11 protein-coding genes and 2 pseudogenes are annotated in these 13,543 nt (G+C 63.5%); 7 read left to right on the top strand and 6 right to left on the bottom strand.

Annotated features, from left to right (window positions below; all coding sequences use genetic code 11):
• Positions 1–140: 140 nt before the first annotated feature.
• From OKC30_RS15695 to OKC30_RS15665, 7 genes are all read left to right on the top strand, one after another.
• The gene (locus tag OKC30_RS15695) at positions 141–758 is read left to right on the top strand and encodes a glutathione S-transferase family protein (protein ID WP_039040777.1); all 618 of its coding nucleotides are present in this window, start codon (positions 141–143) and stop codon (positions 756–758) included.
• Between the two features lie 246 nt (positions 759–1,004).
• A complete protein-coding gene (gene rbsD / locus OKC30_RS15690) occupies positions 1,005–1,424 on the top strand; it encodes a D-ribose pyranase (protein ID WP_010674787.1) in 420 nt (139 codons plus the stop codon).
• A gap of 35 nt (positions 1,425–1,459) precedes the next feature.
• Positions 1,460–2,989 carry a ribose ABC transporter ATP-binding protein RbsA gene (rbsA, locus tag OKC30_RS15685; RefSeq protein ID WP_052814800.1) on the top strand — a complete coding sequence of 510 codons (1,530 nt, stop codon included), beginning with the start codon at positions 1,460–1,462 and terminating at the stop codon, positions 2,987–2,989.
• Positions 2,986–3,954 (top strand): ribose ABC transporter permease, encoded by a 969-nt coding sequence (gene rbsC / locus OKC30_RS15680; protein WP_041211438.1) that lies wholly within the window; start codon positions 2,986–2,988, stop codon positions 3,952–3,954. Before rbsA ends, rbsC begins: the two co-directional genes overlap by 4 nt.
• A 30-nt stretch (positions 3,955–3,984) precedes the next feature.
• The gene (rbsB, locus tag OKC30_RS15675) at positions 3,985–4,860 is read left to right on the top strand and encodes a ribose ABC transporter substrate-binding protein RbsB (protein ID WP_103260147.1); all 876 of its coding nucleotides are present in this window, start codon (positions 3,985–3,987) and stop codon (positions 4,858–4,860) included.
• Positions 4,861–4,958: 98 nt separating this feature from the next.
• Positions 4,959–5,891, top strand: a complete 933-nt coding sequence (rbsK, locus tag OKC30_RS15670) for a ribokinase (protein ID WP_124243795.1) — start codon at positions 4,959–4,961, stop codon at positions 5,889–5,891.
• Complete coding sequence (locus tag OKC30_RS15665; protein WP_160838692.1) at positions 5,891–6,916, top strand: substrate-binding domain-containing protein; 1,026 nt, start codon at positions 5,891–5,893, stop codon at positions 6,914–6,916. Before rbsK ends, OKC30_RS15665 begins: the two co-directional genes overlap by 1 nt.
• Before the next feature lie 89 nt (positions 6,917–7,005).
• On the opposite strand, the gene OKC30_RS15660 is transcribed toward OKC30_RS15665, so the two are convergent.
• From OKC30_RS15660 to OKC30_RS15635, 6 genes and pseudogenes are all read right to left on the bottom strand, one after another.
• On the bottom strand, positions 7,006–8,655 hold the full coding sequence (locus OKC30_RS15660) for a GGDEF domain-containing protein (protein WP_160838690.1): 1,650 nt from the start codon (positions 8,653–8,655) through the stop codon (positions 7,006–7,008).
• Positions 8,652–9,131: pseudogene (locus OKC30_RS15655) on the bottom strand (hypothetical protein). Before OKC30_RS15655 ends, OKC30_RS15660 begins: the two are co-directional and overlap by 4 nt.
• An 85-nt stretch (positions 9,132–9,216) precedes the next feature.
• Entirely contained in the window at positions 9,217–9,990 is a 774-nt protein-coding gene (gene cobB, locus OKC30_RS15650; RefSeq protein WP_041215132.1) for a Sir2 family NAD+-dependent deacetylase, read from the bottom strand.
• A gap of 72 nt (positions 9,991–10,062) precedes the next feature.
• Positions 10,063–10,677, bottom strand: coding sequence for a GNAT family N-acetyltransferase (locus OKC30_RS15645; protein WP_043155486.1), 615 nt, complete (start codon positions 10,675–10,677; stop codon positions 10,063–10,065).
• Positions 10,678–11,928, bottom strand: coding sequence for a response regulator (locus OKC30_RS15640; RefSeq protein ID WP_160838688.1), 1,251 nt, complete (start codon positions 11,926–11,928; stop codon positions 10,678–10,680).
• 1 nt (position 11,929) lies between these two features.
• A pseudogene (locus tag OKC30_RS15635) lies at positions 11,930–13,465 on the bottom strand (ATP-binding protein); the annotation flags it as partial.
• Positions 13,466–13,543: the final 78 nt, after the last annotated feature.

The following is a 13,543-nucleotide window of genomic DNA, read 5'->3' as shown; positions in this document are numbered from 1 at the left end:
TTCAAAACCAGCGGGGCTGACGCCCCGGCGAAATTCCCCTCCCACCTACGTCGGAGGGAGTCCCCTTTCGCATTTAATATGGCGCGCGCTGGCGGACGAGATGTCCACTGGCTCTTCTCTCTCACACAAGGAAAACGGTCATGTCCGAACTGACGCTCTATCTTGCCCCGGGTACCTGTGCCATGGCGGTACGCATCGCTCTGGTGGAGGCCGGTGCCCCTCACCTTGTCAAGCGCCTGGATCTGGCCGCTGGTGAACAGCGCAGCCCCGACTACCTCGCCATCAATCCCAAGGGGCGAGTCCCGGCACTGGTGACGGAGCATGGCGTGCTGACCGAAACACCGGCTCTGCTGCTCTACGTGGCCCAGCGTTTTCCTAACGCCGGGCTGGCCCCATTGGATGACCCCTTCCTCCTGGCCAGGATGCAGGAGGTACACAGTTTCCTCGTCTCCACCGTCCATGTCGCCCATGCCCATGGACGCCGTCCCGGCCGCTGGGCCGACGATGAACAGGCCATGGCTGCCATGCAGGCCAAGATGCCCCAGAACATGCGCGATGGCTTTGACCAGATTGAGCGCCACTATCTGGCCGGCCCCTGGGTACTGGGGGAGCGCTTTAGCCTGGCCGACATCTACCTCTTCGTGATTGCAGGCTGGCTCGAGAGCGACGGGGTTGCCATCAGCGAGTTTCCCAAGGTGGCGGATCACTATCAGCGCATGCTGGCCCGCCCCGCAGTGCAGGCGGCGCTCGCCCTCTGATCTCCTCGCGCCGGGTACGCCTTTTTGTGCGGGCAACATCCGGCGACGCCTCTCAGACGGGGTGCTCTTATGGCACCCGTTTCTTCTGAAATTGCCCTGTCACTGAGATCGTTTTCACATTTTCGTCATCACTGCCTAGACCCGTTAACGGTTAACACCTATCTTTCGCCCTAATGACGCAACCGGTTGCGTAACCGATTGCCCAACTCAATATTCATATGCGGTCCCATGCCGCCGAGGTGCTGTATGAAACGAGGCAAGCTGCTCAATGCTCCCTTAAGCGCGCTGGTCGCGCAGATGGGCCACACCGACGAGATCACCGTCTGCGACGCTGGCCTGCCCATTCCGGCAGGCCCCGAGCGCATCGATCTGGCGCTGATGGCGGGCACCCCCAGCCTTGAAACCGTACTGACCGCCCTACTCACCGACCTGGTGGTGGAGAAGGTGATCATGGCAAGCGAGATCAAGCAGATCAGTCCCGCCGCCCATCAGGCGCTGGTGGATCAGCTGGAGGCCCACGCAGCCGCCCAGGGCAAGCCCATCACCATCGAGTACTGCCTGCACGAAGCGTTCAAGGCTCGCTCCTGCCAGAGCAAGGCTATCGTGCGCAGCGGCGAGGTGACTCCCTACGCCAACCTGATCCTCTGCGCCGGTGTGGCGTTCTGAATTCTTCAAAGAAGGCCTCTTCAAGGAAGCTGCAAATGAGCACAACCTCCCCCCTCTCACCCATTCTGGAGCTGACCGGGATCGTCAAGACCTTCCCCGGGGTACGCGCCCTCGACGAAGCGGGTCTTCGGGTCTATCCGGGCCAGGTGATGGCCCTGCTCGGCGAAAATGGCGCTGGCAAGTCGACCCTGATGAAGGTGCTGACCGGCATCTACCAGGCCGATGCGGGCTACATCAACTATCGCGGCCAGCCGGTGCACTTCAAGGGCCCCCGCGACTCTCAGGATCAGGGGATCAGCATCATCCACCAGGAGCTGAACCTGCTGCCGGAATTGTCGATTGCCGCCAATATCTTCCTCGGCCGCGAACCGCGCACCCGTTTTGGCAGCATCGACCACAAGCAGTTGCGTGAGCGTGCCAGCGGTCTGCTGGCGCGACTTGGCGTCAAGCACGGCCCGGATACCCGACTCGGGGATCTCTCCATCGGTGAACAGCAGATGGTAGAGATCGCCAAGGCGCTGTCGTTCGATGCCAGCGTCATCATCATGGACGAGCCCACCGATGCGCTGACCGACACCGAGACCGAGCAGCTCTTCACCGTCATTCGTGAACTGCGCGAGCAGGGCTGCGGCATTGTCTACATCTCCCACCGCCTGAAAGAGATCTTCGAGATCTGCGATCGGGTCACCGTGCTGCGGGATGGCAAGTGGATCGGCGAGCAGGCGGTGAGCGATCTCGATGAAGACAGGATCATCGAGATGATGGTGGGCCGCCGGCTGGAAGAGCAGTACCCACGTCTTGAGCGCGAGCTTGGCCCGGTTAGCCTGCAGGTGAACGATCTGGCTGGTCCCGGCGTGCGCGGGGTGAGCTTCTCCCTGCGTCAGGGGGAAATTCTGGGCTTTAGCGGCCTGATGGGCTCCGGCCGCACCGAGCTGATGAAGCTCATCTACGGTGCCAGCCCCATCAGCGCTGGCCAGGTGACGGTGGATGGCCACGCCCTGGTACCCAGAAGCCCGGCCGATGGTCTGGCCGCTGGTATCGCCTATATCTCCGAGGATCGCAAGGGCGACGGCCTGGTGCTGGAGCTGTCGGTGCGCGAAAACATGAGCCTGTGCGCCCTCGGCGAGTTCATTCGTGGCGGTAAGATTGACGGCAAGGCCGAGCGCCAGGCGGTAGGGGACTATGTGCGTTTGTTCAACATCAAGACCCCGAGTCAGGATCAGCTGATCAAGCTCCTCTCCGGCGGCAACCAGCAGAAGGTGGCCATCGCCAAGGGGCTGCTGACCCGGCCCAAGGTGCTGATCCTGGATGAGCCGACCCGCGGCGTCGATGTCGGCGCCAAGAAGGAGATCTATCAGCTCATCAACCAGTTCAAGAAGGAGGGGATGAGCATCATCCTGGTCTCCTCCGAAATGCCGGAAGTGCTCGGCATGAGTGATCGCATTATGGTGATGCACGAAGGGCGCATCAGCGCAGAATTCAACACCCGCGATGCCAATCAGGAGAAGCTGATGGCAGCGGCAGTCGGTAAACAGTGGCAAGCAGAGCAAGAGGCAGCACAATGACAACCCAAACCCTTTCCCGCCGCGGCGTCATGAGCAAGGCCTGGTGGATCGAGAACAAGTCCCTGGTCGCGCTGCTGGTGCTGATCGGCGTGGTCTCCTTCCTGAGCCCCAACTTCTTCACCGCCGACAACCTGCTCAACATCCTGCGCCAGACATCGGTCAACGCCATCATGGCGGTCGGCATGACGCTGGTCATCCTCACCGCCGGCATCGATCTGTCGGTCGGCTCGGTACTGGCCCTGTGCGGCGCCCTGGCCGCCACCATGGTGGCCATGGAGCTGCCCATCGGCCTGGTGATCCCCCTCACCCTGGGGGCCGGCGCCCTGCTTGGCAGCATCAGCGGCCTCATCATCGCCAAGGGCAAGGTACAGGCCTTCATCGCCACCCTGGTCACCATGACCGCCCTGCGCGGCGTCACCATGGTCTACACCGAGGGGCGCCCCATTTCCACCGGCTTCAGTGACGGCGCCGATCACTTCGCCTGGCTCGGGACCGGCTACCTGCTGGGTCTGCCGGTGCCCATCTGGCTGATGGCCATCGTCTTCCTGCTGGCCTGGTACCTGCTCAACCACACTCGCCTGGGCCGCCACATCTATGCCCTCGGCGGCAACGAATCGGCCACCCGCCTCTCTGGTATCAATGTGGATCGGGTCAAGCTCGCGGTGTATGGTCTGTGCGGCATGCTGTCGGCACTGGCCGGGCTCATCGTCACATCCCGCCTCTCCTCCGCCCAGCCCACAGCCGGCATGGGGTACGAGCTGGATGCCATCGCCGCCGTGGTGCTGGGGGGCACCAGCCTGATGGGGGGCAAGGGCCGTATCATGGGTACCCTGATCGGTGCCCTCATCATCGGCTTCCTCAACAATGCCCTCAACCTGCTCGACGTCAGCTCCTATTACCAGATGATCGCCAAGGCCAGCGTGATTTTGCTTGCCGTGATGATCGATAACAAAAGCAACCGTTAACAAGCCACGCCACACACAAGGAATGAAATGATGAAAAAGCTCAATACCCTGCTCGCTGCCGCCATCATGTCCGTGCTGGGCACCGCCCAGGCCGCGGATCACACCCTGGCGATGGTGGTCTCCACCCTCAACAACCCCTTCTTCGTCACCATGAAGGAGGGGGCCGAAGCCAAGGCCAAGGAGCTTGGCTACGAGCTGGTGGTGCTGGACTCCCAGAACGACCCGGCCAAGGAGCTCTCCAACGTGGAAGATCTCGCCGTGCGCAAGGTCAACGCCATCCTGATCAACCCGACCGACTCCGAAGCCGTGGGCAACGCCATTCGCCTGGCCAACAAGGCGAACATCCCGGTGCTGACCCTGGACCGCGGCGCAGCCCAGGGTGACGTCAAGGCCCACATCGCCTCCGACAACGTGGCCGGTGGCAAGCTGGCTGGCGACTTCATCGCCGAGAAGCTGGGCAGCGGTGCCAAGGTGATCCAGCTGGAAGGGATCGCAGGTACCTCCGCCGCCCGTGATCGCGGCGAAGGCTTCGCCCTGGCGGTCACCGCCAACAAACTGCAGGTGCTGGCCTCCCAACCCGCCGACTTTGACCGCACCAAGGGTCTGAACGTCATGGAGAACCTGCTGGCCGCCCATCCGACCGTGCAGGCAGTGTTCGCCCAGAACGACGAGATGGCGCTGGGTGCCATCCGCGCCGTGCAGGCCGCTGGCAAAGAGGTGATGATCGTGGGCTTTGACGGCACCGACGATGGCAAAGCCGCCGTGGCCAAGGGTAAACTGGCCGCCACCGTGGCCCAGCAGCCTGCCCTCATCGGCGCCATCGGCGTGGAAACCGCCGACAAGGTGCTCAAGGGTCAACCGGTGGAAAAATCCATCCCGGTACCGCTGCAAATCGTCAACAAGTAAGTTGTTGGGGGGAGGTTCGCCTCCCCTCTCTTTTTCCGCCAGTGCCGCCTGGTCTGGGCCCACCCAGACCAGGATGTACTCAACCAAGGGTGATAGGAATGAATCGTCTCGTAGTCCTCGGCAGCGTGAATGCGGATCATGTGCTGCGCGTTCCCCACTTTCCCCGCCCCGGTGAAACTCTGACCGGCCACAGCTATCAGGTGGTGCCCGGCGGCAAGGGCGCCAACCAGGCGGTGGCCGCCGCCCGCCTCGGTGCCCCAGTCTCCTTCATCGCCCGCATCGGTGATGATGCCATCGGCCACCAGATGAAAACCGGGTTTGCCAACGACGGCATCGATGTCAGCGCCGTCGAACTCGACCCCAGGCTCCCCACCGGCATCGCCATCATCTATGTGAGCGACGAGGGGGAGAACAGCATCGGCATCTCCGCCGAAGCCAATGGCGCCCTCACCCCGGCCGTAGTGCAAGGTCACGAGGCAATGATCGCCGCCGCCCACACCCTGCTGCTGCAACTGGAAGTGCCGCTGGAGAGCGTGCAGGAAGCGGCCCGTCTGGCTCGTGCCCACGGCACCCGGGTGGTGCTCAACCCCGCCCCCGCGCGCCCGCTCTCAAGGGATCTGCTGGCGCTGGTGGACCTCATCACCCCCAACCAGACCGAGGCCGAGCTGCTGACCGGCGTCAAGGTGACGGACGAAGCGAGCGCCCGTGAGGCTGCCACCCGCTTCCACCAGATGGGCATCGGTGAGGTGATGATCACCCTGGGGTCTCAAGGGGTCTATTGCAGCAAGGGGCAGCAACAGGCGCTCATGCCGGGTTTCCGGGTCAAGGCAGTGGATACCACGGCGGCCGGGGATACCTTCAACGGCGCCTTCCTGGCGGCCGAGCTCGCCGGCGCCGACTTTGACGCAGCCGTACGCTTTGCCCACGGGGCGGCGGCACTCTCCGTCACCCGGTTTGGTGCCCAGAGCTCCATCCCGAGCAAGCAGGAGGTCGATGCCTTCCTCCTTGAACAGACTGCGCAGGGGCACTGATGGCCAATATCAAGGAGGTGGCCGCGCTGGCGGGGGTGTCGACCACCACCGTCTCCCACGTCATCAACGAGACCCGCTTCGTGGCCGAAGAGACCCGGGAGCGGGTCTTCGCCGCCATGCGCGATCTCAACTATGCCCCGAGCCTGGTGGCCCGCAGCCTCAAGGTAAAGGAGACCAACAGCATCGGCATGCTGGTTACCACCTCCAGCAACCCCTTCTTCGCCGAGGTGGTGCGCGGGGTGGAGCGCTACTGCTTCGAGCAGGGTTACAACCTGATGCTGGGCAACACCGAAGGACAGGCCGAGACCGCGCTCTCCTACCTCAAGATGATGCTCAGGAAACGGGTCGACGGCCTGCTCATCATGTGCAGTGAAGGGCAGCAGGAGGTGTTCAACCAGCTCGACTGGCTCAAGAGCCTGCCAGTCGTGGTGATGGACTGGGGCATGGAGAACGGCGAGGTGGATCTCATCGCCGACAACTCCCATCGCGGCGGCTACCTGGCAACCCGCCACCTGCTGGGGCTGGGTCACACTGCCATCGGTTGCATCACGGGGCCCCACAGCCGCGCCCCGGCCAACCAGCGCCAGGCGGGTTTCGAGCAGGCAATGCAGGAGGCCGGGCTCACCGTCAATCCGGGCTGGATCCAGGAGGGAGACTTTGACTGCGCCAGCGGTGCCGCCGCCATGACCCGCCTGCTGGCACTGCCAGAGCGTCCCACCGCGCTGTTTGTCTGCAACGACATGATGGCCATGGGGGTCATCAGTGCCGCCCATCAGGTGGGGCTGGTGATCCCCCGCGATCTCTCCATCGTCGGCTATGACAACGTGGCGCTGGCCCAGTTCATGTCCCCCCCGCTCACCACGGTCAATCAACCGAAAGAGGAGCTGGGCCGCCTCGCCGTCACCCGGCTGCTGGCGCGCATCAACGGCGAGCCCATCGCAAACCGCATGATCACCGTGGATCCGGACCTGGTGATCAGACACTCCTGCGCTCCCTTTTCCTCACCGGACAGCAAACCAGTTTAAGTGCCAGCAAGCAGCAGAAGGGCGGCAATGAGCCGCCCTTCTGTGTATTGTCTCCTTGGCATCGGCCCCGAGACTGCATAAGCCACCACTCAACTTAGCTTGAGATCATCCTCTTGCTGCGCCTCTCCCCGGGGAGCCAGGCGCAGCAGCCCCAGCGCCGTTGCCAACGGCTGGAGCAGCGCCTCGCACCCGGAGGGGGCTGGCAGCCAGTAGCGAATTGGCCAGCCCGCCTGCAGCAGTTCGGGGGCGCTGCTGCCAAGCTCGCTCAGCGCCAGCATGCAGCCACACTCGCGCATCTTCTCAAGCAGGGTGGCATCCGGTATCAGCGCAGGCAATGCCAGAATCAGCCTCCCCTGTGGCAAGGGGGGCAGGCTCGCCAGCAGAGGGGCCAGCTGGGCAGGCTGATGAAGCCTTACCAGCAAGGTGCCATTGCATGGCTCTTCTGTCAGCCATCGTGCCATCACGGGCCCAAGGACACCACGCTCCTGCATCCAGCCCACATCACAGGGCTGCTGGCTCACCCGCCAGCGCAGGCTGACCGCCGTCACCGGCACGCCCTGCTCGTCTCTCATCGGCTCGCAGAGGGTCTCCAGGGGTGAAGGGGCGGCCCCCGCCAGCCATTCCCGCAGTTGGTGCAGCTGCCGCTGGGCCATGTGGAGGTCAGCCTTCATCGCACTCTGATACCACACCAGGGTGTTCCCCTCACGCTTGGCCTCGTTCAATGCCAATATGGCCTGCTCCAATAGCTCATCGGCATCCTCGCCACCCTCGCACCTGGCCACTCCGAAGCGACACGCCAGATCAAAGCTGCTTTCCCGGGTCACGAACTCAAACTGCAACAGGCTCACCATGGCGGCCATGCGGGCATCGAGATCTCCCTCTTCGTCGTCCAGCACCACGGCGAACTCATCGCCCCCCAACCGGTACGCACGGCCGGGGCATGCCTGACGCAACCGGGCCGCGACCGCCTGCAGCAGGCGATCACCAACCTGGTATCCGAGCAGATCATTGACCTGCTTGAACCGCTTCAGATCCAGCACCGCCAGCGCCTGGACCCGATCTTGCAGCAGGGATTGCCTGAGCTGCCCCTGCAAGGCCCGACGGTTGCCAAGCCGGGTCATGGGATCGAGCAGGGAGAGGCGACGATTCTGCAGATTGGTCCGAATGAGGGCAAAGACCAGCACACAGCCCATCACCAGCAGGATCAACTGCCAGATCTGGATCCAGAACAGGCTCTGGCGCAACTGGTTGAGGGAGGCTTCCCGCTCCTGGCCGGAGAGGATCTGATCCCCAATCTGCTCCACCTGATGGGTCAAGCCGGTCAGCCGGACGAGGGCAAGATCGAGGGCTTTCCCCCTCTTCAGCTCCCCGGACTGCATCTGGGGATCCAGCCCCTTGAGTTCGTCAAAGAGCCGTTCAAGCACCTCCCCCAACCCATGCCTCGCCCGCGCATCGGCGGTCTCGGTACTGATCAGGAACACATCCAGCCGGTTCCACAGCAGGTCGTAATCCAGGCTCAGGGCCGCCATGTCGAGCGCCCCGGCACGGTAGAGGCGCACATCATAGAGAAATCGCTGGGACTCCTGCATTACCTGGCTGATGTTCCAGTGGGTGTTGCGGTAGAACATGTCAACGAGCTGCTCGTGCCGACTCTGCAGCAGCAGCCCCGAGAGGGACGAGAAGAGAAACAGCAGGGAAATGGCTGCAAGCAGCAGGTTATCTCGCTGTCGTCGCGTCACGGGACAACCTCGATGCGGATCACCTGCCAGACCATGTTGTTGTGGATGGCGGACACATCCATGTCGGGATGGGCCGAGAGGGGGACCAGCAGCCAGAGCGGCCCTTTATTGCGACGGGTGAGCGGTTTGTCATCCTGGTAACGCACCAGGGTCAGCGGCACCTTGGCAAACAGGGAGAGATCGACCCGCTGCTGGTAGCCATTGAGTGCGGCGACATCGATGGCGCTGGCACTATCCACCTGCTGCGCCGCCAGCACGCTCTTCAGGGTCGGGCCACGATAGCGGTGGGTGCCGAGGGTCCAGGGCGTCGCCGTCTCGAACTCCACTTGTGGCAAGGCGGCCTACGCCGCCTCATCCAGGGTGATTTCCCGCTTGTCCGGCAGGATCAGTTGCAATAGCGAAGAGGAGGAAGCCTGGGTACCGAACGAGAAAAGCACCAGCAGGAGCGAGGCCATCCCGCGCGTTGGAAAGTTCATGACATGTTGTGCCAGCTGCATCTTGAAGTTAGGTGTCAGTGTGGCGATTTCAGTGGGTCAATGCAACTGTGTGAAAAATCAATAATTATGGGCCGCGCATCTCCATCCAGTTATGTCCCTCGACGGTGAGAGGCTGATGCACACCGCAACTTTGCAGGAGTTCATCCACAAAAGCGGGCACCAGCAAGGAAGCCGGACCATAACGTTTTTCATCAAACTGGCTGCCCACTTCGCTCGGCTCCAGATTGAGCTCCACCGTATGGGCACCGTTCAGGCCGGCCTCATGGACGAATCCGGCGGCAGGGTAGACCGCCCCGGAGGTCCCGATGGAGATGAAGAGATCGCACTGGGCCAGGGCCGAGTAGATGCGGTCAAGCCCGAGGGGCATCTCCCCGAACCAGACCACATGGGGGCGCAGCGGGTGGGGAAACTGGCAGCAGGAACACAGCTCTTCCTGATGGAGATCCCCGCGCCACTCGATCACCTGACCCGAGCCTGGGCAGCGGGCCTTGAGCAACTCGCCGTGCATGTGGATGAGGTTCTTGCTGCCGGCACTCTCGTGCAGGTTGTCGATGTTCTGGGTGACCAGGGTGACGCGCCCCGGCAGCAGGCGCTCCAGCCGGGCCAATGCATAGTGGGCCGGATTGGGGTGGATCTCGGCGCGCTGCAACTGATGGCGCCGCGCATTGTAGAAACGTTGCACCAGTTCGGGATCCCGCGCATAGCCTTCAGGGGTGGCCACGTCCTCCACCCTGTGCTCTTCCCACAGGCCATCACAGGCCCGGAAGGTCTTGATACCGGATTCGGCCGAGATGCCGGCACCGGTGAGGATCACGATATGTTTGGCTGACTGCACCATGGTTGTTCTCCTCCAACGGGTAACAAGCTGACCTTAGCACAGGAGCAAGAAGCGGCCCATTCGCCCTTGGTCTTAGGCCGATGGGAACACAAAGCTCGCCATGGGCGCGAGATCCAGCCTGGCAAAGACCATCTCCTGTCCTGTCACCAGGGTAAGTGGCAACCCGAGCCCCTTGAGCAGAGCCAGCATGGGGCGATTCTGGCCGAGCACTTCCGCCGTCCACTCCCGGATCCCCTCCCCGTATGCCAGCCGCGCAAGCGCCAGCAGGATGCGACGCCCGGCGCCGCGATGCTGAAAATGATCCGCGACGATGCAGGAGAACTCGGCCCTGTCCGGGTGCAGGCGCCGGCGAACGGACTGGGCCATGGCAAGCGGCGCCCCCTGCTCGTCGGTCAGCAGCAATCCTATCTGGGGTTCTCTGGGGTAGTCGAGAAAGAAGGCGAGCTGCTCGGCCGTCGCAGGCTGCTTGGCCCGCATGAAGCGCAAATAGACGCTCTGCTCGCTCAGGGCGTCATAAGCCGCGCTTATTCGCTTCGGGTCGCTGCCCGCCAGCTCCTGCAAGCGGCAAGTCAACCCCCCCACCACCATCGTCATCGGCAGGGCGGCCCGTGAGGCGGGAGCCGTCCAACCCGACATTCCCTGCCACAAGCGCGGCTCATCGAGCGGCCAGCAAAGATAGCGAGCCATTCACCAGCGCCCTGCCACGCCGCGATCCTGCCACTGGGTGGCATCCTGCAGGTTGAAGGGGTCGTCGAGGTAGAGCGCGATGCCAAGCTCCCGGGAGCGCTGGATGAAGCGGGCCAGCAAGGAGTCGGCAGCCATCGCCTCCAGCTCGGGCAGCAGGTGTTGCCCGAGCAGCAGGGATTGCAACGGCAGACGCTCGATGAGATCAAACGGCAGGTGCTGGGCATGATCGAGCAGCAGCGCGAGTCTGGCCCCCGCGAGGCTCGCCTGCAGCACCAGGGCGAAACGGTCTGCCTGGCTCAGCAGGTGATCCCGTCGGTGGATGACCAGGGTCAGCTCGCTTGCTTCTCGCCCATGCTGCTCGAGCCAGAGCTTGAGCGGCTCCCAGTGAGGGGAAAGGCCGCTCAGGCTCAGCCAGATCGGCAGCGTGCAGGAGGCCGCATCTGCCAGCAGCCCAAGCTGTCCTCTCGCCTCTCCCTGCCAGCTACGCACGGTGCGCTTGAGCCCGCCCAGCCTGCGCTGACGCTGGGGGCCAAGATAGAGCATCTTGAGCAGACGCAGCAGATCGTCGCTTTGCAGCGGCTTGGCCAGGGCGGCCAGCACGTTGAAACCCGCATCGTGCAGGAGACGCCGGGCGCCGTCTATCAGGGTCTGATCATGAGCGGAGAGCAGGATGATGGGCAGACCGCTGTGGCGATACTGGGGATGGCTCATCAGCAGGCTGATGGCATCCTGCTCCGCCAGGCTGAGATCACAGATAAGCAATCTCACGCCCCCCTCTTCCAGCGCCTTGAGGCACCCTTCGCCATCCTGAACCCAGTGGCAGGGCAACCCCAGTCCCTGGATCTCCTGCTGAATACAGGCTCCCTGGAAGGGGTGATCTTCGAGCAGCAGGATCTGGCACTGGGCGAGCCAGGCACGCCACCCCTGCTCCCGTGCCTGCAACCCCTCGAGCCAGGGATCGCTGAGGCGATAGATCCCCGCCCCGGGAGCCAGCAGATGAGGCAGATAGTCGGCCCCCTGATGAGAGGCAGGATCAAACAGGGCGATGGCCCCGGCGGCAAACAGCCCTTCCCATTGCCAGCCGGCATCGGGTCGGGTGCGGTGCAGATTGGCATAGGCCGGCAGGCCCGCCCCCTTGACCGCCTGATGGGAGACAGCGTCCAGGGCATAGACGCTGACCGGGTAAAACGTTGGCTCCTGGCTGTCATCAGACTCCAGCAAGGCCATAAACTCTTCATCTGTGATGATCATGTCATGCTCTCTCGCCCAGTTGTCGGCAGACCTCTTCCACGCTCTGCCTCAAGGCGGCTGCAAGGGGATGTCCGGGGGCCTCCTGCCAACGGTCGATCACCTCTACCAGGGGGGTAGCCCCCACCATTTTGGCGGCCCCCTTCATCTTGTGTAAAGCCGTATTGAGGGCCTTCTCGTCCCCTTGTGTGACACACCGCTCAATGTCGGCCAGATCCTGGTGAACCGATGCCAGATAGATGTCAATGAGGGCCGGGCTGAGGGAGACGGGCAGGGAAAGGGCTGCCGTTGGCTGCGGTGCCTTCCCCCCTTCATGGGGGCCAAAGACGGTACGAAGCAATACGGCCAGATCCCTGAGCAAGACGGGTTTGTCCAGATGGCCCTAACAGCCGCATTCCGCCAGTCGCTGCGCCGCCGGCTCGCTAAGATCCGCGGTGATCACGTAGACGGGTAGATGCTGCCAGCGTTCATCGGCGTGCAATTGCCTGCAGAGCTCGGCGCCGTCCATCACCGGCATCTGCAGATCCGTCAGCACCAGATCCACCGACTCCGATTGCAGGATCTCCAGTGCCAGACGGCCATTGGCCGCGCTCATTACCCGGGCCCCCAGCTGACCCAGCTGCATGCTGATCAGCATTCTGTTCACCTCGTGATCTTCCACCAGCAGCACCCGCCTGCCTGCCCCCGGCAGGTCCGTGATCTCCTCGGCGCCACGGACGAGTCTAGGCTGCAGCAGGCTGACCACGGAGCCCGGGATCCAGGGTTCCCCCTGCCAGTACCAGGCGCGCAAGCCCCCATCGTCCTGCATGGCCCCAAGGCAAGGTGCCGCCGGATCCTCGGCCACGCCAAACTCTGCGAGCCAGGCCCGCATATATTCGAGCTCCTCGGGCAACAGTTGCAGGGAGACCGTCTTGACGCGCGGTTGCCAGGGCGCCTTCTCCTGCGCATGCCTGAGGGGCAACGAGCAGAGGAAACGGCTACCCCCGCGAGCCAGAGGCTCGACCCGGATCTCGCCCCCCATCTGCTCCACCAACTGGCGGCAGATGGCTAGCCCAAGCCCGGTTCCCTGGGCTCTGGGCTGGCCAGGCTCCTCCCCTTGTTCGAAGGGCAGGAACAACCGGGGCAACAGCTCGGCACTGATCCCGGGCCCCTCGTCGTCTACCCCGCACACAATCCACTCCCCTTGTCGCCGGGCCCAGAGCACCACCTCTCCCCGCTCGCTGAACTTGATGGCGTTGGAGAGCAGGTTGTGCAGCACCTGTTGCACCCGGTGGGGATCGAGTTCCATCAAGGCGGGCAGCGCCGGGTCGAGCGCCAGGCGCAGTTGCAGATGGCGGGATCGCGCCTTGGACCAGTGCACCGCCGCCACGTGCTCGCACAGCTCCACCAGATCCGTGGGCTGTACGGAGAGGCGCAACTGACGCGTCTCGTTGCGGCTGAAGTCGAGCACATCGTTGAGCAGTCCGAGCAGTTCATTGCCCGCCTGTCTGACATGGGCCAGAGCCGAGGCCTGCTCTGCATTGAGTCCGGTCTGCTCGAGCCCTGTCTCTTGATCAGATCTTGATCCCCTGCGCCATCAGATCCTTGGCGGCAAGAAAACCCTCCATTTTACTTTGCA

Source organism: Aeromonas sp. QDB18 (assembly GCF_027705325.1).
Lineage (GTDB): Bacteria > Pseudomonadota > Gammaproteobacteria > Enterobacterales > Aeromonadaceae > Aeromonas > Aeromonas caviae.
Note: the sequence above shows the minus strand (reverse complement) of the source record. Positions and strands in the feature narration are given on the sequence as shown.